The organism is Streptomyces sp. NPDC048411, assembly GCF_040704695.1.
Lineage (GTDB): Bacteria > Actinomycetota > Actinomycetes > Streptomycetales > Streptomycetaceae > Streptomyces.
Genome location: NZ_JBEZKL010000009.1, coordinates 36,597 through 60,330, shown reverse-complemented (window position 1 = coordinate 60,330; position 23,734 = coordinate 36,597). Strand labels below are relative to the sequence as shown.

16 protein-coding genes and 1 pseudogene are annotated in these 23,734 nt (G+C 67.8%); 13 read left to right on the top strand and 4 right to left on the bottom strand.

What is annotated here, in order from left to right; all coding sequences use genetic code 11:
• The first annotated feature begins 54 nt into the window (after nucleotides 1-54).
• The 13 genes from secE (at nucleotide 55) to tuf (ending at nucleotide 17,872) form a co-directional block, all read left to right on the top strand.
• On the top strand, nucleotides 55-342 hold the full coding sequence (gene secE / locus AB0915_RS05725) for a preprotein translocase subunit SecE (protein ID WP_037687986.1): 288 nt from the start codon (nucleotides 55-57) through the stop codon (nucleotides 340-342).
• A 73-nt stretch (nucleotides 343-415) separates the two neighbouring features.
• Nucleotides 416-1,306: a transcription termination/antitermination protein NusG gene (nusG, locus tag AB0915_RS05720; protein ID WP_366689856.1), complete on the top strand. Its 891-nt coding sequence runs from the start codon at nucleotides 416-418 to the stop codon at nucleotides 1,304-1,306.
• A 231-nt stretch (nucleotides 1,307-1,537) separates the two neighbouring features.
• A complete protein-coding gene (gene rplK, locus AB0915_RS05715; protein WP_358856895.1) occupies nucleotides 1,538-1,972 on the top strand; it encodes a 50S ribosomal protein L11 in 435 nt (144 codons plus the stop codon).
• 79 nt (nucleotides 1,973-2,051) lie between these two features.
• Complete coding sequence (gene rplA, locus AB0915_RS05710) at nucleotides 2,052-2,774, top strand: 50S ribosomal protein L1 (RefSeq protein WP_366689855.1); 723 nt, start codon at nucleotides 2,052-2,054, stop codon at nucleotides 2,772-2,774.
• 788 nt (nucleotides 2,775-3,562) lie between these two features.
• On the top strand, nucleotides 3,563-4,093 hold the full coding sequence (gene rplJ / locus AB0915_RS05705; protein ID WP_366689854.1) for a 50S ribosomal protein L10: 531 nt from the start codon (nucleotides 3,563-3,565) through the stop codon (nucleotides 4,091-4,093).
• A gap of 111 nt (nucleotides 4,094-4,204) precedes the next feature.
• A complete protein-coding gene (rplL, locus tag AB0915_RS05700; protein WP_093897231.1) occupies nucleotides 4,205-4,588 on the top strand; it encodes a 50S ribosomal protein L7/L12 in 384 nt (127 codons plus the stop codon).
• A 139-nt stretch (nucleotides 4,589-4,727) separates the two neighbouring features.
• Nucleotides 4,728-4,946, top strand: coding sequence for a hypothetical protein (locus AB0915_RS05695; protein WP_366689853.1), 219 nt, complete (start codon nucleotides 4,728-4,730; stop codon nucleotides 4,944-4,946).
• 240 nt (nucleotides 4,947-5,186) lie between these two features.
• Nucleotides 5,187-8,672 carry a DNA-directed RNA polymerase subunit beta gene (rpoB, locus tag AB0915_RS05690; RefSeq protein ID WP_366689852.1) on the top strand — a complete coding sequence of 1,162 codons (3,486 nt, stop codon included), beginning with the start codon at nucleotides 5,187-5,189 and terminating at the stop codon, nucleotides 8,670-8,672.
• A gap of 98 nt (nucleotides 8,673-8,770) precedes the next feature.
• Nucleotides 8,771-12,670 carry a DNA-directed RNA polymerase subunit beta' gene (locus AB0915_RS05685; protein ID WP_358856900.1) on the top strand — a complete coding sequence of 1,300 codons (3,900 nt, stop codon included), beginning with the start codon at nucleotides 8,771-8,773 and terminating at the stop codon, nucleotides 12,668-12,670.
• Nucleotides 12,671-13,505: 835 nt separating this feature from the next.
• On the top strand, nucleotides 13,506-13,877 hold the full coding sequence (gene rpsL, locus AB0915_RS05680; protein ID WP_003948652.1) for a 30S ribosomal protein S12: 372 nt from the start codon (nucleotides 13,506-13,508) through the stop codon (nucleotides 13,875-13,877).
• A 2-nt stretch (nucleotides 13,878-13,879) separates the two neighbouring features.
• Nucleotides 13,880-14,350, top strand: coding sequence for a 30S ribosomal protein S7 (gene rpsG / locus AB0915_RS05675; protein WP_030977935.1), 471 nt, complete (start codon nucleotides 13,880-13,882; stop codon nucleotides 14,348-14,350).
• Between the two features lie 38 nt (nucleotides 14,351-14,388).
• Nucleotides 14,389-16,518, top strand: a complete 2,130-nt coding sequence (gene fusA, locus AB0915_RS05670; RefSeq protein ID WP_366689851.1) for an elongation factor G — start codon at nucleotides 14,389-14,391, stop codon at nucleotides 16,516-16,518.
• A 160-nt stretch (nucleotides 16,519-16,678) separates the two neighbouring features.
• Nucleotides 16,679-17,872 (top strand): elongation factor Tu, encoded by a 1,194-nt coding sequence (gene tuf, locus AB0915_RS05665; RefSeq protein WP_266358734.1) that lies wholly within the window; start codon nucleotides 16,679-16,681, stop codon nucleotides 17,870-17,872.
• Between the two features lie 116 nt (nucleotides 17,873-17,988).
• On the opposite strand, the gene AB0915_RS05660 is transcribed toward tuf, so the two are convergent.
• From AB0915_RS05660 to AB0915_RS05645, 4 genes and pseudogenes are all read right to left on the bottom strand, one after another.
• Complete coding sequence (locus tag AB0915_RS05660) at nucleotides 17,989-18,144, bottom strand: hypothetical protein (RefSeq protein WP_366689850.1); 156 nt, start codon at nucleotides 18,142-18,144, stop codon at nucleotides 17,989-17,991.
• Between the two features lie 60 nt (nucleotides 18,145-18,204).
• Complete coding sequence (locus tag AB0915_RS05655; RefSeq protein WP_366689896.1) at nucleotides 18,205-20,193, bottom strand: PIG-L family deacetylase; 1,989 nt, start codon at nucleotides 20,191-20,193, stop codon at nucleotides 18,205-18,207.
• A gap of 239 nt (nucleotides 20,194-20,432) precedes the next feature.
• On the bottom strand, nucleotides 20,433-23,240 hold the full coding sequence (locus AB0915_RS05650) for a poly(A) polymerase (RefSeq protein WP_366689849.1): 2,808 nt from the start codon (nucleotides 23,238-23,240) through the stop codon (nucleotides 20,433-20,435).
• Between the two features lie 2 nt (nucleotides 23,241-23,242).
• Nucleotides 23,243-23,539 (bottom strand): annotated as a pseudogene (locus AB0915_RS05645) (AAA family ATPase); the annotation flags it as partial.
• Nucleotides 23,540-23,734 lie beyond the last annotated feature (195 nt).

Here is a 23,734-nt window from a genome sequence, read left to right as displayed (position 1 = left end):
CCGTGCGGCTCCACCGGGCGCGGCACGGCCATGACCCGGAATCAGGTGAGTAGCGTGACGGACGCCGTGGGCTCCATCGACATGCCTGATGCTGAGGATGAAGTACCCGAGTCGAAGAAGAAGACTCGGAAGGGCGGCAAGCGCGGCAAGAAGGGTCCCCTGGGCCGTCTCGCGCTGTTCTACCGCCAGATCATCGCCGAGTTGCGCAAGGTTGTCTGGCCGACTCGAAACCAGCTCACGACGTACACGTCCGTGGTGATTGTCTTCGTCGTCGTGATGATCGGTCTTGTGACCGTGATTGACTTCGGATTCCAGCGGGTCATCAAGTACGTCTTCGGCTGATCCCGCGGAGGGCGCCCCAAGGGCGCCCCTTTCGCATGTTCCACCCATTTGTATCCAGGAAGAAGCAGCCACCGTGTCTGACCCGAACCTGAACGACGCCGTCGACTCGACGGCGGGCGACGTCGAGTCCGCCGAGGACGAGTTCGAGATCGTCGAGGCGGCGGACGCTGTGGAGCCGGACCAGGCCGAAGCCGGCGACGCCGCCGCGGGCGAGCCCGCCGAGCAGGCCGCCCTGCACGCCGAGGACGAGGACGACTCCGAGAGCGAGACCGACTCCGAGGACGAGGACAGCGCGTCCGAGGAGGCGGAGGAAGAGGTCGAGGAAGAGGCCGAGTCGGCCGCTCCCGTCGACGCCGTCACCGCGCTCCGTGACGAACTTCGCGGTCTCCCCGGCGAGTGGTACGTCATCCACACGTACGCCGGTTACGAGAAGCGTGTGAAGGCCAACCTGGAGCAGCGCGCCGTCTCGCTCAACGTCGAGGACTTCATCTACCAGGCCGAGGTGCCCGAGGAAGAGATCGTCCAGATCAAGAACGGCGAGCGGAAGAACGTCCGTCAGAACAAGCTCCCGGGTTACGTCCTGGTGCGCATGGACCTGACGAACGAGTCCTGGGGCGTTGTCCGCAACACGCCCGGCGTCACCGGCTTCGTGGGCAACGCCTACGACCCGTACCCGCTGACCCTGGACGAGATCGTCAAGATGCTCGCCCCGGAGGCCGAGGAGAAGGCCGCCCGCGAGGCCGCGGAGGCCGAGGGCAAGCCGGTTCCGTCCCGCAAGGTCGAGGTCCAGGTGCTGGACTTCGAGGTGGGCGACTCGGTCACCGTCACCGACGGCCCGTTCGCGACACTGCAGGCGACGATCAACGAGATCAACGCCGACTCGAAGAAGGTCAAGGGTCTCGTCGAGATCTTCGGCCGCGAGACCCCGGTCGAGCTCAGCTTCGACCAGATCCAGAAGAACTAGTGCCACTCCCGGCAGTCCTTGCCCCGTCGAGGGGCAAGCGCTGCCGGTCACGGCCCTAGCGGTTTTCGCCGCCTGGACACACGCCTACCGAGCAGGTCAGAGAGGCTTCGCAGCTCCTCTGACCTGCTCGGTTTTTGGTCGCGCAGCTATACCCGTTATCGTTGTGCGGTATGCCTGCATCCGGATGACCGGATGACGGCGAAAAACTCTCACTAGGACCCGGAGAGAGCAATGCCTCCCAAGAAGAAGAAGGTCACGGGGCTTATCAAGCTCCAGATCAACGCCGGTGCGGCCAACCCGGCCCCGCCGGTCGGCCCCGCGCTCGGCCAGCACGGCGTCAACATCATGGAGTTCTGCAAGGCCTACAACGCCGCGACCGAGTCGCAGCGTGGCATGGTCGTGCCGGTGGAGATCACGGTCTACGAGGACCGTTCCTTCACCTTCGTGACGAAGACCCCGCCGGCCGCCAAGCTCATCCTCAAGGCCGCAGGTGTGGACAAGGGCTCCGGCGAGCCGCACAAGACCAAGGTCGCGAAGCTCACGAGCGCCCAGGTCCGCGAGATCGCCACGGTCAAGCTGCCCGACCTGAACGCCAACGACCTGGACGCCGCGGAGAAGATCATCGCCGGCACCGCCCGTTCGATGGGTGTCACGGTCGAGGGCTGATCAGCCCCGTAGTCCTTCAGTGGCAGGGCCAAGCGCTGGCCCGTACCACGCCTCCACACCTGAAACCACAGGAGCAGAAGTGAAGCGCAGCAAGAACCTCCGCGCTGCGGACGCCAAGGTCGACCGGGAGCGGAACTACGCCCCCCTCGAGGCCGTCCGTCTCGCCAAGGAAACCGCCACCACCAAGTTCGACGGCACCGTCGAGGTCGCGTTCTGCCTGGGTGTAGACCCTCGCAAGGCCGACCAGATGGTCCGTGGCACCGTGAACCTCCCGCACGGCACCGGCAAGACCGCCCGGGTCCTGGTCTTCGCGACCGGTGACCGTGCTGCGGCCGCGGAAGCCGCGGGCGCCGACATCGTCGGCGCCGACGAGCTCATCGACGAGGTGGCGAAGGGCCGTCTGGACTTCGACGCCGTCGTCGCCACTCCGGACCTCATGGGCAAGGTCGGCCGTCTCGGCCGCGTGCTCGGTCCGCGTGGTCTGATGCCGAACCCGAAGACCGGTACGGTCACCCCCGATGTCGTGAAGGCTGTCAACGACATCAAGGGCGGCAAGATCGAGTTCCGTGTCGACAAGCACTCGAACCTGCACTTCATCATCGGCAAGGTCTCCTTCGATGACACGAAGCTGGTCGAGAACTACGCCGCGGCGCTGGAGGAGATCCTCCGTCTGAAGCCGTCCGCCGCCAAGGGCCGCTACATCAAGAAGGCCACCCTGGCCACCACGATGGGCCCCGGCATCCCGCTGGACGCCAACCGCACCCGTAACCTCCTCGTCGAGGAGGACCCGGCCGCCGTCTGAGCCTCCGCGCTCGCACGAAAGCCGTGTCACGTGTGACATTGACGGGCTCCGCAACCTTTCGAGGTTGCGGGGCCCGTCCTCGTATCCGCCAGGGGGACGTACGGGGCGTCGCCACCACGTACTACTCCGGGACCCGACGTCGACAGGCCGACCGCGAAGAACTCCCGGCTCGACGCCGGTACGGCACCCAGGTCACGGTCGAGGAGCCTCCTGCTGCCGGCACGGTGGATTTCCAGAAGCTCGTGGAGCAGCAGCAGTGCAGCACTGCGGGAGCGTCTTGGACCGCCCCCCTTGTGCCCGCCGGTCTTCAGAGGAGCTCACACAACGGGCGCCCGGCTCGCGACGCCTGGCACGCACGCTCGCCGCGTTGCCGAAACGCCCTGGTAGCTCCTTTCCAAGCTCTCAGCTTCGTTCGAGCAGGGGAGACCCCGTCCGAGGACCTTTCGGCGCCTTGCGATCGCCCGCACCAGACGCCGCGAGCTGATCGGACTCCGAGTGGTGAGCTCCTCTTAAACCTCCCGCACCGCCCGAACCGGGACGGATTTGCTAGGCGCGACCCCGGTCGCGTACTCTCCTCCAGAAGCCAAAGACCGCTGGTCGTTGCTGCGCTCTCGCAAGAGGGGGCAGTGACCGAAGGATCCGTTGAGTACGGGCGACCTGCGCAGGTGACTGTGGAAAGCTCCCGGACTCTGTCCGGTCGAGCTGCGCCCTGGCACTTGTGCTGGGGCGTTTCGTCTTTCCCGGCCCCTTCTGAGCGGTCCTCATCACCCGGAAGGAGGCCGACGCTCATGGCAAGGCCCGACAAGGCTGCCGCGGTAGCCGAGCTCGCGGATCAGTTCCGCGGCTCGAACGCCGCCGTGCTGACCGAGTACCGGGGTCTCACCGTGGCACAGCTCAAGCAGCTGCGCCGTTCGCTCGGTGAGAACGCCCAGTACGCCGTGGTGAAGAACACGCTGACCAAGATTGCGGCCAACGAGGCCGGGATCACTTCGCTGGACGACCACTTCACTGGTCCGACGGCGGTTGCCTTCATCACCGGTGACCCGGTGGAGTCGGCGAAGGGTCTTCGTGACTTCGCCAAGGAGAACCCGAACCTGATCATCAAGGGCGGTGTCCTTGATGGCAAGGCGCTGTCCGCCGATGAGATCAAGAAGCTTGCGGACCTCGAGTCCCGCGAGGTTCTGCTCGCCAAGCTGGCCGGTGCCTTCAAGGGCAAGCAGTCTCAGGCTGCTCAGCTCTTCCAGGCTCTGCCGTCGAAGTTCGTCCGCACCGCGGAAGCGCTTCGCGCCAAGAAGGCCGAGCAGGGCGGTGCCGAGTAATTCGGCTCGCGCATTGATCGCCGCCCGTTAGGGCGACGGTCGCAGCGGGCCGAACGTACGCCCGCCTACATGTACATCCGGCACCAGCCGAATTAGTGGAAGGACGCCATCATGGCGAAGCTGTCCCAGGACGACCTGCTCGCGCAGTTCGAAGAGATGACCCTCATCGAGCTCTCCGAGTTCGTGAAGGCCTTCGAGGAGAAGTTCGACGTCACCGCCGCCGCCGCGGTCGCCGTTGCCGCCCCGGGTGCCCCCGGTGCCGCCGCTGAGGCCGTCGAGGAGCAGGACGAGTTCGACGTCATCCTCACCGGCGCCGGCGAGAAGAAGATCCAGGTCATCAAGGTCGTGCGTGAGCTGACCTCGCTGGGTCTGAAGGAGGCCAAGGACCTCGTCGACGGCACCCCGAAGCCGGTTCTCGAGAAGGTCGCCAAGGAGGCCGCCGAGAAGGCTGCCGAGTCCCTCAAGGCCGCCGGCGCTTCCGTCGAGGTCAAGTGACTCAGGGAGTCTGCTGACTCCTTCTGACTGCCCGTGCCGCACGGCACGGACGTCACATCGCGAAGGGCGACCATCCATACGGGTGGTCGCCCTTCGGCGTACCCGAGGCGGTTGCCTTGCTCTTCCGCGGTTGACGAGTATGGTGATCTTCGCCGTACGCCTCTCTGAGCCGTCGGCCGATGCCGAGGGGCGGCGGGTGACGGTCACGGCGGCTCTGTCCTGGCAGGGGGGCCTTGACGAACCGCACGCGGCGCGCAATTCTCAGGACGCGTCGTCACATCGATCCGAATTCGAGGCATGGATCGATGACGAAGAGGGCAGTAAAGAAGAGCGCATCCCGCGCGAGGGCGATTCATAGGTGTTGAGAACAGCTGTTGCGAGTGACGAGGGTCTCTGAGAACCCGGACTGGACATCAGTGTGCCGTTTGGCTACACTGACCCTTTGCGCTGCCTGTTAGCTGCCTCCTGCCCGTCACCAGGGGCATGCCCACGCTTGAGCACCGATGACCGAACGTCTCTGACCTGGGATTTCTGTCTCCGTGTCCAACTTGGGACCGGTACGCGCGTAGTGAGTCCGAGCCCTCGGAAGGACCCCCTCTTGGCCGCCTCGCGCAACGCCTCGACCGCGAATACGAACAACGGTGCCAGCACCGCCCCGCTGCGCATCTCTTTTGCAAAGATCAAGGAGCCCCTCGAGGTTCCGAACCTCCTCGCGCTGCAGACCGAGAGCTTTGACTGGCTCCTCGGCAATGCCGCCTGGAAGGCTCGCGTCGAGGCTGCTCTGGACAGTGGACAAGACGTCCCCACCAAGTCCGGCCTGGAGGAAATCTTCGAGGAGATTTCACCGATCGAGGACTTCTCCGGGTCGATGTCGCTTACGTTCCGCGACCACCGCTTCGAGCCCCCGAAGAACTCGATCGACGAGTGCAAGGAGCGCGACTTCACGTTCGCCGCCCCGCTCTTCGTCACGGCCGAGTTCACCAACAACGAGACCGGCGAGATCAAGTCCCAGACGGTGTTCATGGGCGACTTCCCGCTCATGACCAACAAGGGCACCTTCGTCATCAACGGCACCGAGCGTGTCGTCGTGTCGCAGCTCGTCCGCTCGCCGGGTGTCTACTTCGACTCCTCCATCGACAAGACGTCCGACAAGGACATCTTCTCCGCCAAGATCATCCCGTCCCGGGGTGCCTGGCTCGAGATGGAGATCGACAAGCGCGACATGGTCGGTGTCCGCATCGACCGCAAGCGCAAGCAGTCCGTGACCGTTCTCCTGAAGGCTCTCGGTTGGACCACCGAGCAGATCCTCGAGGAGTTCGGCGAGTACGAGTCCATGCGCGCCACCCTGGAGAAGGACCACACTCAGGGCCAGGACGACGCGCTGCTCGACATCTACCGCAAGCTGCGCCCGGGCGAGCCGCCCACCCGCGAGGCTGCTCAGACGCTGCTCGAGAACCTCTACTTCAACCCGAAGCGCTACGACCTCGCGAAGGTCGGACGCTACAAGGTGAACAAGAAGCTCGGCGCCGATGAGCCGCTGGACGCCGGGGTGCTCACCACCGACGACGTCATCGCGACCATCAAGTACCTGGTCAAGCTGCACGCCGGGGAGACCGAGACGGTCGGCGAGTCCGGCCGGACGATCGTCGTCGAGACCGACGACATCGACCACTTCGGCAACCGTCGTCTGCGCAACGTCGGCGAGCTCATCCAGAACCAGGTCCGTACGGGTCTCGCCCGTATGGAGCGCGTCGTGCGTGAGCGCATGACGACCCAGGACGTCGAGGCGATCACGCCGCAGACCCTGATCAACATCCGGCCGGTCGTCGCCTCCATCAAGGAGTTCTTCGGCACCAGCCAGCTGTCTCAGTTCATGGACCAGAACAACCCGCTGTCGGGTCTCACCCACAAGCGCCGTCTGTCGGCACTTGGCCCGGGTGGTCTCTCCCGTGAGCGGGCCGGCTTCGAGGTCCGTGACGTGCACCCGTCCCACTACGGACGCATGTGCCCGATCGAGACCCCTGAAGGCCCGAACATCGGTCTGATCGGTTCGCTCGCCTCGTACGGACGTGTCAACGCGTTCGGCTTCATCGAGACGCCGTACCGCAAGGTCGTCGACGGCCAGGTCACCGACGAGGTCGACTACATCACCGCTGACGAGGAAGACCGCTTCGTCATCGCCCAGGCGAACGCGACCCTCTCCGAGGAACTGCGCTTCACCGAGCCCCGCGTCCTGGTCCGCCGCCGTGGCGGAGAGGTCGACTACGTGCCGCCGGCCGAGGTCGACTACATGGACGTCTCGCCGCGCCAGATGGTGTCCGTCGCGACCGCGATGATCCCCTTCCTGGAGCACGACGACGCCAACCGTGCCCTCATGGGCGCGAACATGATGCGTCAGGCGGTGCCGCTGATTAAGTCGGAGGCTCCGCTCGTCGGCACGGGCATGGAGTACCGCTGCGCCACCGACGCCGGTGACGTCCTGAAGGCCGAGAAGGACGGTGTCGTCCAGGAGGTCTCCGCGGACTACGTCACCGTCACCAACGACGACGGCACGTACACCACGTACCGCATCGCCAAGTTCTCGCGCTCCAACCAGGGCACCTCGGTCAACCAGAAGGTTGTTGTTTCCGAGGGCGACCGGGTCGTCGAGGGCCAGGTCCTCGCCGACGGGCCGGCCACCGAGAACGGTGAGATGGCGCTCGGTAAGAACCTGCTCGTGGCGTTCATGCCGTGGGAGGGTCACAACTACGAGGACGCGATCATCCTGTCGCAGCGCCTCGTGCAGGACGACGTCCTCTCCTCGATCCACATCGAGGAGCACGAGGTCGACGCCCGCGACACCAAGCTCGGCCCGGAGGAGATCACCCGGGACATCCCGAACGTCTCCGAAGAGGTCCTCGCCGACCTCGACGAGCGCGGCATCATCCGTATCGGTGCCGAGGTCGTCGCCGGTGACATCCTCGTCGGCAAGGTCACGCCCAAGGGTGAGACCGAGCTGACCCCCGAGGAGCGCCTGCTCCGCGCGATCTTCGGTGAGAAGGCGCGCGAGGTGCGCGACACCTCGCTGAAGGTGCCGCACGGTGAGATCGGCAAGGTCATCGGCGTCCGCGTCTTCGACCGCGAAGAGGGCGACGAGCTGCCGCCGGGCGTGAACCAGCTGGTCCGCGTCTACGTCGCGCAGAAGCGCAAGATCACCGATGGTGACAAGCTCGCCGGCCGTCACGGCAACAAGGGCGTCATCTCGAAGATCCTCCCGATCGAGGACATGCCGTTCCTGGAGGACGGCACCCCGGTCGACATCATCCTCAACCCGCTGGGTGTCCCGTCCCGAATGAACCCGGGACAGGTCCTGGAGATCCACCTCGGCTGGCTCGCCAGCCGCGGCTGGGACGTCTCCGGCCTCGGTGACGAGTGGGCCAAGCGCCTGCAGGCCATCGGCGCCGACCAGGTCGCCCCCGGCACCAACGTCGCCACCCCCGTCTTCGACGGTGCGCGCGAGGACGAGATCTCCGGTCTCTTCGAGGCCACGATCCCGAACCGCGACGGCGACCGCCTGGTCCAGCCCTCCGGCAAGGCCAAGCTGTTCGACGGCCGCTCCGGTGAGCCGTTCCCGGACCCGGTTTCGGTCGGGTACATGTACATCCTCAAGCTCCACCACCTCGTCGACGACAAGCTGCACGCTCGCTCGACGGGTCCGTACTCCATGATCACCCAGCAGCCGCTGGGTGGTAAGGCTCAGTTCGGTGGACAGCGCTTCGGTGAGATGGAGGTGTGGGCGCTGGAGGCATATGGCGCCGCTTACGCCCTCCAGGAGCTGCTGACGATCAAGTCCGACGACGTGACCGGCCGCGTGAAGGTCTACGAGGCCATCGTCAAGGGCGAGAACATTCCCGAGCCGGGCATCCCTGAGTCCTTCAAGGTGCTCATCAAGGAAATGCAGTCGCTCTGCCTCAACGTGGAGGTGCTCTCCTCGGACGGCATGTCCATCGAGATGCGTGACACGGACGAGGACGTCTTCCGCGCGGCGGAGGAGCTCGGTATCGACCTGTCCCGGCGCGAGCCGAGCAGCGTCGAAGAGGTCTGACGGGCTGGTCGGCCGCCCCGCTCAGGGGCGGCCGGCTCTCCCCGGACCCGTTCAGACCATTGATTGAGACTCGACCCCGAAAGAGGGATTGACGACAAGTGCTCGACGTCAACTTCTTCGACGAGCTGCGGATCGGCCTTGCCACCGCGGACGACATCCGGACCTGGTCGCACGGCGAAGTGAAGAAGCCGGAGACCATCAACTACCGCACGCTCAAGCCCGAAAAGGACGGACTCTTCTGCGAGAAGATCTTCGGTCCGACCCGGGACTGGGAGTGCTACTGCGGCAAGTACAAGCGTGTCCGCTTCAAGGGCATCATCTGTGAGCGCTGTGGCGTGGAGGTCACGCGCGCCAAGGTGCGCCGTGAGCGCATGGGCCACATCGAGCTTGCCGCTCCCGTCACTCACATCTGGTACTTCAAGGGCGTCCCGTCGCGCCTCGGCTACCTGCTCGATCTCGCGCCGAAGGACCTCGAGAAGGTCATCTACTTCGCCGCGTACATGATCACGTTCGTGGACGAGGAGCGCCGTACGCGTGACCTGCCCTCGCTGGAGGCGCACGTCTCCGTCGAGCGTCAGCAGGTCGAGAACCGTCGCGACTCCGACCTGGAGGCCCGCGCCAAGAAGCTCGAGGCCGACCTGGCCGAGCTCGAGGCCGAGGGCGCCAAGGCCGACGTGCGCCGCAAGGTGCGCGAGGGTGCCGAGCGTGAGATGAAGCAGCTGCGCGACCGTGCGCAGCGCGAGATCGACCGTCTCGACGAGGTGTGGAACCGCTTCAAGAACCTCAAGGTCCAGGACCTCGAGGGCGACGAGCTGCTCTACCGCGAGCTGCGTGACCGCTTCGGCACGTACTTCGACGGCTCCATGGGTGCCGCTGCCCTGCAGAAGCGCCTGGAGTCCTTCGACCTCGACGAGGAGGCCGAGCGCCTCCGCGAGATCATCCGTACCGGCAAGGGCCAGAAGAAGACCCGTGCGCTCAAGCGCCTCAAGGTCGTCTCCGCGTTCCTGCAGACCAGCAACAGTCCCAAGGGCATGGTGCTCGACTGCGTGCCGGTCATCCCGCCGGACCTGCGTCCGATGGTGCAGCTGGACGGTGGCCGCTTCGCGACCTCCGACCTGAACGACCTGTACCGCCGTGTGATCAACCGCAACAACCGCCTGAAGCGTCTCCTTGACCTCGGTGCCCCCGAGATCATCGTGAACAACGAGAAGCGGATGCTGCAGGAGGCCGTCGACGCGCTGTTCGACAACGGCCGCCGTGGTCGCCCGGTCACCGGTCCGGGCAACCGCCCGCTGAAGTCCCTGAGCGACATGCTCAAGGGCAAGCAGGGTCGTTTCCGTCAGAACCTTCTCGGAAAGCGTGTGGACTACTCCGCGCGTTCCGTGATCGTCGTCGGTCCGCAGCTGAAGCTGCACCAGTGCGGTCTGCCGAAGGCGATGGCGCTGGAGCTCTTCAAGCCGTTCGTGATGAAGCGCCTGGTCGACCTGAACCACGCGCAGAACATCAAGTCGGCCAAGCGCATGGTCGAGCGCGGCCGCACCGTGGTGTACGACGTCCTCGAAGAGGTCATCGCCGAGCACCCGGTGCTGCTGAACCGTGCACCGACCCTGCACCGCCTCGGCATCCAGGCCTTCGAGCCGCAGCTGGTCGAGGGCAAGGCCATCCAGATCCACCCGCTCGTCTGCACCGCGTTCAACGCGGACTTCGACGGTGACCAGATGGCCGTGCACCTGCCGCTCTCCGCGGAGGCGCAGGCCGAGGCCCGCATCCTGATGCTGTCCTCGAACAACATCCTGAAGCCGGCCGACGGTCGTCCCGTCACCATGCCGACCCAGGACATGGTGCTGGGCCTGTTCTTCCTCACCACGGACGAGGAGGAGCGCAAGGTCATCGGCCAGGGCCGTTCCTTCGGTTCCACGGCCGAGGCGATCATGGCCTTCGACGCCGGCGAGCTGTCGCTCCAGGCGCAGGTCGACATCCGCTTCCCGGTGGGCACCATCCCGCCGCGTGGCTGGGTGCCGCCGGTCGCCGAGGAGGGCGAGCAGGAGTACCAGCAGGGCGACACGTTCCGGCTGCGTACGTCCCTGGGCCGCGCGCTCTTCAACGAGCTGCTGCCCGAGGACTACCCGTTCGTCGACTATTCGGTGGGCAAGAAGCAGCTCTCCGAGATCGTCAACGACCTGGCCGAGCGCTACCCCAAGGTCATCGTGGCGGCGACGCTCGACAACCTGAAGGCGGCCGGTTTCCACTGGGCGACCCGCTCGGGTGTCACGGTGGCCATCTCCGACGTCGTCGTGCCCGAGGCCAAGAAGGCCATCGTCGCGGGTTACGAGGCTCAGGACGAGAAGGTCCAGAAGCAGTACGAGCGCGGTCTGATCACCAAGGACGAGCGCACGCAGGAACTCATCGCGATCTGGACCAAGGCGACCAACGAGGTTGCCGAGGCGATGAACGCGAACTTCCCCAAGACGAACCCCATCTTCATGATGGTTGACTCGGGTGCCCGAGGAAACATGATGCAGATGCGTCAGATCGCCGGTATGCGTGGTCTGGTGTCCAACGCCAAGAACGAGACCATCCCGCGTCCGATCAAGGCGTCCTTCCGTGAGGGCCTCACCGTTCTGGAGTACTTCATCTCCACGCACGGTGCCCGTAAGGGTCTGGCGGACACCGCCCTGCGTACCGCCGACTCGGGTTACCTGACCCGTCGTCTGGTGGACGTCTCGCAGGACGTGATCATCCGCGAGGAGGACTGCGGCACCGACCGTGGCCTCAAGCTGAAGATCGCTGTCAAGGGTGCGGACGGTGTGCTCCGCAAGACGGAGGACGTCGAGACCTCGGTCTACGCCCGCATGCTCGCCGAGGACGTCGTCGTCGACGGCAAGGTCATCGCGCCTGCCAACGTCGACCTCGGTGACGTCCTGATCGACGCCCTGGTGGGCGCCGGCGTCGAGGAGGTCAAGACCCGTTCGGTCCTGACCTGCGAGTCCGCGGTCGGCACCTGTGCCTTCTGCTACGGACGCTCGCTCGCCACCGGCAAGCTGGTCGACATCGGTGAGGCGGTCGGCATCATCGCCGCCCAGTCCATCGGTGAGCCCGGTACCCAGCTGACGATGCGTACCTTCCACACCGGTGGTGTGGCCGGTGACGACATCACCCAGGGTCTGCCCCGTGTCGTCGAGCTCTTCGAAGCCCGTACGCCCAAGGGTGTCGCCCCGATCTCGGAGGCGGCCGGCCGCATCCGCATCGAGGAGACCGAGAAGACCAAGAAGATCGTCGTCACTCCGGACGACGGCAGCGACGAGACGGCGTTCCCGATCTCGAAGCGTGCCCGTCTGCTCGTGGGCGAGGGCGACCACGTCGAGGTGGGCCAGAAGCTCACCGTGGGTGCCACCAACCCGCACGACGTGCTGCGCATCCTCGGTCAGCGCGCGGTCCAGGTCCACCTGGTCGGCGAAGTCCAGAAGGTGTACAACTCGCAGGGCGTGTCGATCCACGACAAGCACATCGAGATCATCATCCGGCAGATGCTGCGCCGCGTGACGATCATCGAGTCCGGCGACGCGGAGCTGCTGCCGGGCGAGCTGGTCGAGCGGTCGAAGTTCGAGACCGAGAACCGTCGTGTGGTCACCGAGGGCGGTCACCCCGCCTCCGGCCGTCCGCAGCTGATGGGTATCACCAAGGCCTCGCTGGCCACCGAGTCGTGGCTCTCGGCGGCGTCCTTCCAGGAGACGACCAGGGTTCTGACCGACGCGGCGATCAACGCCAAGTCGGACTCCCTGATCGGCCTCAAGGAGAACGTCATCATCGGTAAGCTCATCCCGGCCGGTACGGGCCTGTCCCGCTACCGCAACATCCGGGTCGAGCCGACCGAGGAGGCCAAGGCCGCGATGTACTCGGCCGTCGGCTACGACGACATCGACTACTCGCCGTTCGGCACGGGCTCCGGCCAGGCCGTTCCGCTGGAGGACTACGACTACGGTCCGTACAACCAGTAAGCGAGTCGTTCGAAGGTCTGAACGACTGAAGGGCGGTCACCCCGTTGCGTACGGGGTGGCCGCCCTTCGGCGTGTGCGGGGTCGGCGTCCGGGCTGAGGACAGGGCCGCAGGCGGTGCAGCCGGGTCGGGCAGCCGGGGTGGCTGGAGGGCAGCCGGGCCGGGGTGCCGCGGCTCGTCGGACGGTGGCGGGGCCGTGCGACCGGTCCAGCCGCTCCCGTGCACGGCCCCGCCCGGGCGTCCAGCGGCAGCTGTGGCGTCGCGGGGTCCTACGGGGTCCACCTGGAAGCCGCTGGTTCGGAACGTCGCTCAGCACCCGCGGAGCGAGCTTCTTCGGCCCCTCCCGCTCGTAGCTCTCCGTCACTGCCGAGCGACGGGCCGGCCGGGTCCATCTGGGCCTGGATCACGGAGTTGGTGCTCCCGCATGCCGTCCAGGGTGAGCCGGGAGTTTTTGGGTGGTCAGCGAGGGGAGTACCCCTCGGCGCGCCCCGCCGACCGGTGGGGCGAGAGGCTGATGAAAGTGACCGGGGCATGTGCGAGGAACGACTGGTTTGCACCAGGTGGTGAACGGGACGCAACGCTCTGTCCCGCGTGTCCCGGCGGACAGCATTTGTTTTGACCGGAGTCCGTGAGGTAGGTACGCTCAGACCTTGTGCCTGGGGTGTGCCTGGGCTCGTGTGCGTGTCCTCAACCGCACGGCGAGCCCGTCAGTGGCCACCGTGATCTGTGCCTCTTCTGCCCTCGGGCGGGAGTCCGCAGCATTCGACACACCCGACCGCGTGGGTCGGTGACGTTCCAGGTTAGTTTCACGAACGGCACACAGAAACCGGAGAAGTAGTGCCTACGATCCAGCAGCTGGTCCGGAAGGGCCGGCAGGACAAGGTCGAGAAGAACAAGACGCCCGCGCTTGAGGGTTCGCCCCAGCGCCGCGGCGTCTGCACGCGTGTGTTCACGACCACCCCGAAGAAGCCGAACTCGGCCCTCCGTAAGGTCGCGCGTGTGCGTCTGACCTCCGGTATCGAGGTTACGGCCTACATCCCGGGTGAGGGACACAACCTGCAGGAGCACTCCATCGTGCTCGTGCGTGGTGGCCGTGTGAAGGACCTGCCGGGTGTTCGTTACAAGATCATCCGCGGCTCCCTTGACACCCAGGGTGTCAAGAACCGCAAGCAGGCCCGCAGCCGCTACGGCGCCAAGAAGGAGAAGTAAGAATGCCTCGTAAGGGCCCCGCCCCGAAGCGCCCGGTCATCATCGACCCGGTCTACGGTTCTCCTCTTGTCACCTCGCTGATCAACAAGATCCTGCTCAACGGCAAGCGTTCCACCGCCGAGCGGATCGTGTACGGCGCCATGGAAGGCCTCCGCGAGAAGACCGGCAACGACCCGGTCATCACGCTGAAGCGCGCGCTTGAGAACGTCAAGCCCTCGCTCGAGGTCAAGTCCCGCCGTGTCGGTGGCGCCACCTACCAGGTGCCGATCGAGGTCAAGCCCGGTCGCGCCGCCACCCTCGCGCTGCGCTGGGTCGTGGGTTACTCCCGCGCCCGCCGCGAGAAGACGATGACCGAGCGCCTCATGAACGAGCTGCTCGACGCCTCCAACGGTCTTGGCGCTGCTGTCAAGAAGCGCGAGGACACCCACAAGATGGCCGAGTCCAACAAGGCCTTCGCGCACTACCGCTGGTAGTCGCTACCCACATCGAGACCGAGAGAAGATTGAGCCTTATGGCCACCACTTCGCTTGACCTGGCCAAGGTCCGCAACATTGGGATCATGGCCCACATCGACGCGGGCAAGACGACCACCACTGAGCGGATCCTCTTCTACACCGGTGTTTCTTACAAGATCGGTGAAGTCCACGACGGCGCAGCCACGATGGACTGGATGGAGCAGGAGCAGGAGCGCGGCATCACGATCACGTCCGCCGCGACGACCTGCCACTGGCCGCTCAATGATGTTGACCACACCATCAACATCATCGACACCCCGGGTCACGTCGACTTCACCGTCGAGGTGGAGCGTTCGCTCCGCGTCCTCGACGGCGCTGTCACCGTGTTCGACGGTGTGGCGGGCGTCGAGCCGCAGTCCGAGACTGTCTGGCGTCAGGCGGACCGCTACGGCGTTCCGCGTATCTGCTTCGTCAACAAGCTCGACCGCACGGGTGCCGAGTTCCACCGCTGCGTCGACATGATCGTCGACCGCCTCGGTGCGGTCCCGCTCGTCATGCAGCTCCCCATCGGCGCCGAGGCCGACTTCAAGGGCGTCGTCGACCTCGTGTCGATGAAGGCCTTTGTGTGGCCGGAAGAGGCCGTCAAGGGCGAGATGTACGACACCGTCGACATCCCGGACACCCACATCGAGGCAGCTCAGGAGTGGCGCGGCAAGCTGCTCGAGGCCGTCTCCGAGAACGACGACCAGATGATGGAGCTGTACCTCGAGGGCGTCGAGCCCACCGAGGAGCAGCTGCACGAGGCGATCCGTCGGATCACCCTCGCATCGAAGGGCGGCGCGGGCTCCGTCACCGTCACCCCGGTGTTCTGTGGCACGGCGTTCAAGAACAAGGGCGTCCAGCCCCTGCTCGACGCGGTCGTCCGCTACCTGCCTTCCCCCCTGGACGTCGAGGCCATCGAGGGCCACGACGTCAAGGACCCCGAGGTTGTCGTCAAGCGCATGCCCTCGGACGACGAGCCGTTCTCCGGCCTGGCGTTCAAGATCGCGAGCGACCCGCACCTCGGCAAGCTCACCTTCGTCCGGATCTACTCCGGTCGCCTCGAGGCCGGCACCGCGGTGCTGAACTCGGTCAAGGGCAAGAAGGAGCGCATCGGCAAGATCTACCGTATGCACGCGAACAAGCGTGAGGAGATCGCGTCGGTGGGCGCCGGTGACATCATCGCCGTCATGGGCCTGAAGCAGACCACCACCGGTGAGACGCTGTGCGACGAGAAGAACCCGGTGATCCTGGAGTCCATGGACTTCCCGGCGCCGGTCATCCAGGTCGCCATCGAGCCCAAGTCCAAGGGTGACCAGGAGAAGCTGGGTGTCGCCATCCAGCGCCTCTCCGAGGAGGACCCGTCCTTCCAGGTGCACTCCGACGAGGAGACCGGCCAGACCATCATCGGTGGTATGGGCGAGCTTCACCTCGAGGTGCTCGTCGACCGCATGAAGCGCGAGTTCCGCGTCGAGGCGAACGTCGGCAAGCCGCAGGTCGCGTACCGCGAGACGATCCGCAAGGCCGTCGAGCGCATCGACTACACGCACAAGAAGCAGACTGGTGGTACCGGCCAGTTCGCGAAGGTGCAGATCGCCCTTGAGCCCATCGAGGGTGGCGACGCGTCCTACGAGTTCGTCAACAAGGTCACCGGTGGCCGCATCCCCCGTGAGTACATCCCCTCGGTGGACGCGGGTGCTCAGGAAGCCATGCAGTTCGGCATCCTGGCCGGTTACGAGATGGTCGGCGTCCGCGTCACCCTTCTCGACGGTGGTTACCACGAGGTCGACTCCTCCGAGCTCGCCTTCAAGATCGCCGGTTCGCAGGCGTTCAAGGAGGGTGCCCGCAAGGCGTCCCCCGTGCTCCTCGAGCCGATGATGGCCGTCGAGGTCACCACGCCCGAGGACTACATGGGCGATGTGATCGGCGACCTCAACTCCCGCCGTGGCCAGATCCAGGCCATGGAGGAGCGCAGCGGCGCTCGCGTCGTGAAGGGCCTCGTGCCCCTCTCGGAGATGTTCGGCTACGTCGGAGACCTCCGCAGCAAGACCTCGGGTCGCGCAAGCTACTCGATGCAGTTCGACTCCTACGCCGAGGTTCCGCGGAACGTCGCCGAGGAGATCATCGCGAAGGCCAAGGGCGAGTAACTCTCCCGAGCTCACGCTTTAGGCTTGTCACCGGAGCCTGATGGGGCATTCGTCGCAGAGCGCAAGCAATGCGGTGAATGCCCCTGGCCCCGGCATCCCAGCAAAGATCACCTGGCGCCGATGAAGCAAGGCGTACAGAACCACTCCACAGGAGGACCCAGTGGCGAAGGCGAAGTTCGAGCGGACTAAGCCGCACGTCAACATCGGCACCATCGGTCACATTGACCACGGTAAGACGACCCTCACGGCCGCCATTACCAAGGTGCTGCACGACGCGTACCCGGACCTGAACGAGGCCTCGGCCTTCGACCAGATCGACAAGGCTCCTGAGGAGCGCCAGCGCGGTATCACGATCTCGATCGCGCACGTCGAGTACCAGACGGAGTCGCGTCACTACGCGCACGTCGACTGCCCGGGTCACGCGGACTACATCAAGAACATGATCACGGGTGCCGCGCAGATGGACGGCGCCATCCTCGTGGTCGCCGCCACCGACGGCCCGATGCCGCAGACCAAGGAGCACGTGCTCCTGGCCCGCCAGGTCGGCGTTCCGTACATCGTCGTCGCCCTGAACAAGGCCGACATGGTGGACGACGAGGAGATCCTGGAGCTCGTCGAGCTCGAGGTCCGTGAGCTCCTCTCCGAGTACGAGTTCCCGGGCGACGACCTGCCGGTCGTCAAGGTCTCGGCGCTCAAGGCTCTTGAGGGCGACAAGGAGTGGGGCCAGACCGTCCTCGACCTGATGAAGGCCGTCGACGAGTCGATCCCGCAGCCCGAGCGCGACGTCGACAAGCCGTTCCTGATGCCGATCGAGGACGTCTTCACGATCACCGGTCGTGGCACCGTCGTCACCGGCCGTATCGAGCGTGGTGTCCTGAAGGTCAACGAGACCGTCGACATCGTCGGTATCAAGCAGGAGAAGACCACCACCACGGTCACCGGCATCGAGATGTTCCGCAAGCTGCTCGACGAGGGCCAGGCCGGTGAGAACGTCGGTCTGCTCCTCCGTGGCATCAAGCGCGAGGACGTCGAGCGCGGCCAGGTCATCATCAAGCCCGGTTCGGTCACGCCGCACACCGAGTTCGAGGCCCAGGCCTACATCCTGTCGAAGGACGAGGGTGGCCGTCACACCCCGTTCTTCAACAACTACCGCCCGCAGTTCTACTTCCGTACCACGGACGTGACGGGCGTTGTGACCCTTCCCGAGGGCACCGAGATGGTCATGCCGGGCGACAACACCGTCATGAACGTCGTGCTGATCCAGCCGGTCGCCATGGAAGAGGGCCTGAAGTTCGCCATCCGTGAGGGTGGCCGGACCGTGGGCGCCGGCCAGGTCACCAAGATCGTCAAGTAATTACCTGACTGTCTGACCTGGTAGCTCCGCACAGAGCACCAAGAAGGGCCCCGGCCCGCCGCGCAAGCGGTGGACCGGGGCCCTTCGGCGTGTGACGACGTCGCGTGTGTCCCTGGTCAGCTCACGGCGTCCCGCTGCGGTGCGGGGCCTCGGGGCGTGTCCGGGTGCCGGGTCCGGCCCTGGGCATGGCCCACCAGCTCGTCAATCAGCTGGTCGTCCACAGACTTCGACGGCACCGCCTCAGGCGGCTCGACGGTTCCGACCTCGGTCACGTTGTCGCTGGTCTCAAAGGATGTCAGCCGCTGCCTTCGGGCAGGTGCCCACCTGCGTCGTCATGCCTGCTGGGGACGCCAGAACCAGGGGCGGGCATCCGGCCCCAGCCCCACCACCGCCGCGCGCCCCCTGCCCCCCGCGTACAGCGCGGGACCGTCGAGCGCCACCCGTCCCCGGGTGCGTACGGAAAGCCCCGCGCCGGTACGGAGCTGGATCCGGCCCTCCTCGGTACGGCCCAGCAGCACCTGCCCGAACGGCGAACCGGCCACGGTCACCGGCCCGTACCCGTCGAAGTCGGTGCGTTCCTCCGCCGCCCCCGCGCGGACGACCGTCAGTGCGGCCCGCGCCGCCGCCCGGTACAGCAGCTCCACGGACCCGTCCGCGACGACCTGCGCGGTCGGCCCGTCGCCCGGCACCGGCGCCCCGTCGATCTGCGGATGGGCGGTCAGTTCGGCTCCGGGTGTCTCCTGCGTCCAGTGGTGCACCGCGTAATGCCCGGCGGCGAACACATGGACCAGGCCCTGTCCGTCCACCACGGCGCTCAGTCCGTCCTGGACCTCCCCGCCGCCCATGTCCCGCCAGTCGCTCCACTGCCCGGACGGTTCCCGCACCCGTGTGCTCACGCTCTTGTCCGCGTTCCGCACGAAGAGATGGACCCGCCCGTCGGGCGCCGTAACCGCCACCGGGACGCCGATCCTGCGGCCGCGGTCCTGGTCCCGCTCCGGGTTGCCCAGCCCCCGCCAGGCGCGGAAGGCGCCTGCCGGGGAGCCCTGTTCGAGGAGCACGATCTCCCGCTCGTCGGCCGCCCCGTGCCCGCCGAGCGCCGCGAAGCGCAGCCCGAACAGCAGTTGCCTGCCGTCCGCCGTCGTCGCCCCGCCGAGCACCGGTGCCAGCGGTCCGCCGCCGAGATCGTACGGATCGTCCCAGACCCCGCTGCCGGGTGCGCTCTCGCGCCACCGCACCGCCCGCAGTCCGAGGACTCCGTACGCGGTGAGCCGCCCGTCCGTTCCGGCGGCGAGGGTGGGGCGGGGGCCCGGGTAGCGGTAATGGGTGGAGCGGACCCAGCCCTTCCGATTGGTCAGCGGCCTGTTGCCGCCCACGTTGTAGTCCCCGCAGCCCGCCACGTTCCCGCACCGCCAGTCGGCGCCGCCCCCGTACGGGACGAGGTGCGCCGCCTTCTCCTTCAGCACGCGGTACGGCAGGTTCTTCGGCCAGTGTCGGTTGTAGTAGCCGCGGTACGCCGTGGTGACGAACCGCGGCACGGGCCCACCGTCCCCGGTGGCGCGGGCCACCCACCGGATCAGCGCCGCCCAGGTGAACGAGGCGGTCGCGGTGTGGTCGGGGTGGTCGGAGTAGCCGGGCTGCTCGCTGTCCCGGCGGCGGACGGCCTCGGTGCTGTGCTGGATGTCCGGGTCCGGATCCATGGTGTGGACGAGGGTCGGCCGGTAGTGGTCGAGGAGCCCGACGAGGACGTTGATCATCTTGTCGTACGTGTACGAGCCCACCCGCTTCAGCGGTGAGCCCTCGGCGACGACGGTGAGTAGGTCGAGCTCCCGGTCGTGCCAGAGGCTGGGCAGCCCCAGGCGGCCGCGACCGGTGTGCATCGCCGTATTGAGGAAGATCAGTTCGACCCGGCGCCCGCCGTGCGTCAGGGTGTTGATCTCGGCCCGGAGCCCGTCCGCCGGCGTGATGACGGACTTCTGCCAGGCGGTGAACATCGGCAGCCCGAGCTGCATCGCGTACGACTGGCGGAGCCCCTGGTGCCGGGCGGAGGAGTACGCCGCCTTGTCGGCGGCGGGCCGCGGTGCACCGGGAATCAGGTTGATGCCGACGGCCTCACCGGCGGTGAGGTACACACAGACCACCGGGGTCCCGGCGTCCAGAGCCTGCTGGGTGTCCGGGTTCATGAAGTACAGGTCGTCGTCCGGGTGGGCGAGGATCTGCATCAGCAGGGACTGCCGCGCGTCGCCGATCACCATTCCGGGCGACGGATCCGCCATGGGGTCACTGCGCCGGGGGGCCGATACGGAACAGGCGCCGACGCCCATCAGGGCGGCTGCGGCGGCGGCCGCCACGACGCTGCGCCGCCGCACCCCGGCACGGCCCGGTTCCAGGCCGAATTGATCCTTCACGCCCCGTGCTCCGTCCGCTCACTCCGTCGAAGCAGCCGGTCAGTGCCGCTTCCCGCGGCAGATTAGACGGGATCTGAGCGGTCGCGTCGCTTGTCGCGGCTACACGCCGGACCGGCGCACCACAAAGACATCGATCGGGTCCTCGCCCGGTCCGGTCAGTGCAGGGTCGGCACGGCCCCGCCGTCGACGCGCGTGAGCGTGACCCCGGTGAGTCCCCGCAGCCGGCGCTCCGCGACCCCTTCGACCAGTGCGCGGTCCGGAGGGACCGGACCGAGACCGATCGCGTAGCGGACCGGGTCCGTGCCGAACGGGCGGGGCCAGGCGTGGCACTCGGGGGCCATGTCCGACAGGTCGCCGAGCAGAGCGCGCATTCGGCCGTACACCCGGCCCTCGTCCGGTCCCGGGCGTACGGCCACGACCGCCCAGGCCGCGTGGCGGCGGTGCAGCGGCGGCGGCGACAGCAGCCCGGGGGAGTCCGTCTCCAGCAGCTCCCAGGCGCGGAACAGCTCCTGGGTGAGCAGGTCGCGCATGCCCGGCGTGACCTGGTCGGTACAGGGGCGTACGGGCTCCGACGGAGTCGTGATCGTGACCGGCCGTTGCGGTGCCCGCGGTCCCGCCGTACCCACCGGCACGCGCCAGTCCCAGGTCGCCCAGGTCACGAAGAAGTGCCGCAGCAGCACGTCGGGCGAGAGGTCATCCGCCCCGCGGACCGTACGGGCCACCAGGACGGACCACGCCAGGCCGGGAAGTCCTCCGAACGGCGCCGAGTCCAGGCCGCGTGCCTTCGCCCACGCCTTGACCTCCCGGGCCAGTCGCGCGAAAGCGTCCTGCCGGTCGCCCGCCAGGGTGAGCACCGCCTCCGCGTCGCTCACCGCGCTGAGCGCGACCGCCGCCGCCTCGCCCAACTCCGCTCGGCGCTCCACCGCATCGGCCGGGTCCATCGGACCGGTGGGAACCACGACCAGGTCCACGCGCAGGCCGCCGACGTCCGTCCGCAGACCGGGGACCCGCGCTCCGGTCACCTCCCGGATGTCCGCCGCCTCCGGCAGCGCCGCCGCCAACTTGGCGCGTACGACGGTCAGTTCGGCGTCGCCCGGCAACGCCGCCACCAGATCCAGATCCGCGCCGGGCAGGGCGCAGCCCATGCGCCAGAAGCCGACGACATGGACGACCCCGTCGGCGAGTGCCTCGCGGACGCGGCGTACGACACCGGTGGCGTCCGCGACCGGGTGGGCGCCACCCGAGGCCGGGCCGGGGTTCCCGTGGCCGGGCGCGGAGGGCTCGTCCGCCGACTGTGCGTCCGGTACCCAGCGCACCTCGCCCGTGCCCAGCGCCACCGTCGCCCGTACCCGCATCGGCTCGTCGCCACGGCGCGACAGCAGCGCCAGCTCCCCGACCCGGACCGGCATCGGATCGAGCCGCCAACCGCACTCGGCGGCCAGGGCGTGCGGGTCCGTGGTCCGACCCAGGCTGAGGTGCGGGGTGAAGCCCCTGTGGTGGCCGCGACAGGTGGGGAACCGCCGCACCAGCTCCTCCCACAGGCCGGCCCACGGCTCCTCGCCCCCGGCCGCCGGGTCCAGCCACACCGTGGCCCCCTCGCGGTGCCCGAACCACTGCACACCTGCCAGCCGCGCATCGAAGGGCGCACACGCGGCGGCTGCGGCGGCGAGCAACGGGGCCGCCTGCTCGAAGGTGTACTCGGGGACGAAGCCGAAGAGCAGATTGACATGCGGCGGCCAGCGGCGGATCTGCGGGTCGTGGTCCCGCCGGATCGCCTGCAGCGGCGGCCAGAGCTCCTGCGGCGGGATCCACGCCAGTGCCGTACGGGCCGTGGGTGGTACGTCCAGCACCTCGGCGCTCTCCGTGACCACAGGGGCCAGTTCGGCCAGCACGCCGTAGTGGTCGGAGACGTACAGGCCCTCGGCCGTGGGGACGTCGCCGCGAAGTTCGGCGCGCCGCACCCGCAGCCCGTCCGCGCGCAGCAGCACCCGGTCCAGCCGGGACGCCCGCCCGCTCAGCGAGGAGACCGCGGCCAGCGGATTGACGCGCGGGTCGAACGTCGGCGTCGCGTCCTCCGGGCCGTGGGCCTCGCTCCACACGTCGCGCATCCCGAGCACCGTGCCCGGCGCCTCGGTGCCGTCGTTGAAGTCGCCCATGAGGACGAGGTCGCCGTCGAGGGCTGCCAGACCCTCGGCGATCCGGGTCAGTTCGGCGTCCCGCCGCTCTGCGCCGTTCTCCGAGTGGTTGCTGCTCAGATGGGTCGCGGCGACCGTGACCGGCCCGGCGCCGGTCTCCACGACGAGGGCGACCACCGCCTTGTGCGGCCCGAGCGCGTGGTGTCCGGCCTCCCGCACGGGCAGCCTGCTCAGCAGCAGCACACCGCACTCGTCGACGTCCCGCGAGGCCGGCTCCGTCCCCAGGGTGTACGTCTCACGCACCCACGGCTCCTGGAGCAGCAGCGTGAGCAGCGAGGGCTCCACCTCCTGGAGCGCGACGACGTCGGCGTCGGCGTCGCGCAGTGCGGTCATCAGCAGCGGTCTGCGCACGGCGGTACCGATGCGGTCGGCGTCGTAGCGGTCCCACAGGGTGTTCCAGGTCAGTACGCGCAGCCGTCCCGCGGGCCCGGCAGCCCGGGGCGTCCGCGCGGGGACCCAGTCGGCGCCGTCCCAGGCGTACGGCGTGCGGGCCGTGAAGAACGGCACCCGCAGCCGGCGCGCCTCCCGCACCCTCCCGGCGTCCGTGTCGTCGATCCGGTCGACGCCCGTGGCCCGGTTCCATACGATCTCGCCGTCGGCCTCGAAGAACAGCACCCGGTGCCAGGGGATCTCGCCGCCCGGCACGAACGCGGGCAGCGGGATGCGCTCGGGCGGGGCGCCGCGCTGGCTGATCCCGACCACGAAACGGGCGGGGTCGAAGCGCGCGTCCCAGCACACCCGGTGGTAGATCTCTTCGCTGGTGCGCACGGCTACGCCTCCTCCTCGATGGTCCCACTCGCCCCGATGTACCAGGTGCGGTGCGCCTGGCCCGGATACGGCGGGCCGAAGCGGTGCAGCTGGGCGGCGAGGACACGGGGCGGCACCGGGTGCTCGCGTGCGGCGTCGCGCCGGGCCGGCTCGTCCTCGTCGACGAGCACCACGGCGTGGGTGACGAGTGCGTCCCGGCGCCGGGCGACGGAGTGCACCAGGGAACGCTGCTGCTGATCGAGTGAGGTCGCGTCCCACACCACGGTCCCGCCGGCGGCCAGTGCGGCGTCCAGCCGGTCGTCGCGCGGCCAGTACGCCGGAGAGCCGGACGTCCCCCGACTGCCCGACGGCCGTCAGCCGGCCGAGGGCCTCCGCGTCCCCGCCGGGCACCCCCAGTGCCGCGGCCGGAGCCTGCGCGTCGGCCGCGGCGCCCGCGGCCGCGGCGCAGGGCGTTGGGTGAGGCGCGGTTTGACACGCAACACCCGCGGGGTAAC

Bases quoted from the DNA above. Each gene is read 5' to 3' on its own strand.
- rplJ (WP_366689854.1), top strand. From the start codon at position 3,563: ATGGCAAGGCCCGACAAGGCTGCCGCGGTAGCCGAGCTCGCGGATCAG.
- AB0915_RS05695 (WP_366689853.1), top strand. From the start codon at position 4,728: ATGGTGATCTTCGCCGTACGCCTCTCTGAGCCGTCGGCCGATGCCGAG.
- rplK (WP_358856895.1), top strand. From the start codon at position 1,538: ATGCCTCCCAAGAAGAAGAAGGTCACGGGGCTTATCAAGCTCCAGATC.
- rpsG (WP_030977935.1), top strand. From the start codon at position 13,880: ATGCCTCGTAAGGGCCCCGCCCCGAAGCGCCCGGTCATCATCGACCCG.
- rplL (WP_093897231.1), top strand. From the start codon at position 4,205: ATGGCGAAGCTGTCCCAGGACGACCTGCTCGCGCAGTTCGAAGAGATG.
- AB0915_RS05655 (WP_366689896.1), bottom strand. From the start codon at position 20,193: ATGGGCGTCGGCGCCTGTTCCGTATCGGCCCCCCGGCGCAGTGACCCC.
- fusA (WP_366689851.1), top strand. From the start codon at position 14,389: ATGGCCACCACTTCGCTTGACCTGGCCAAGGTCCGCAACATTGGGATC.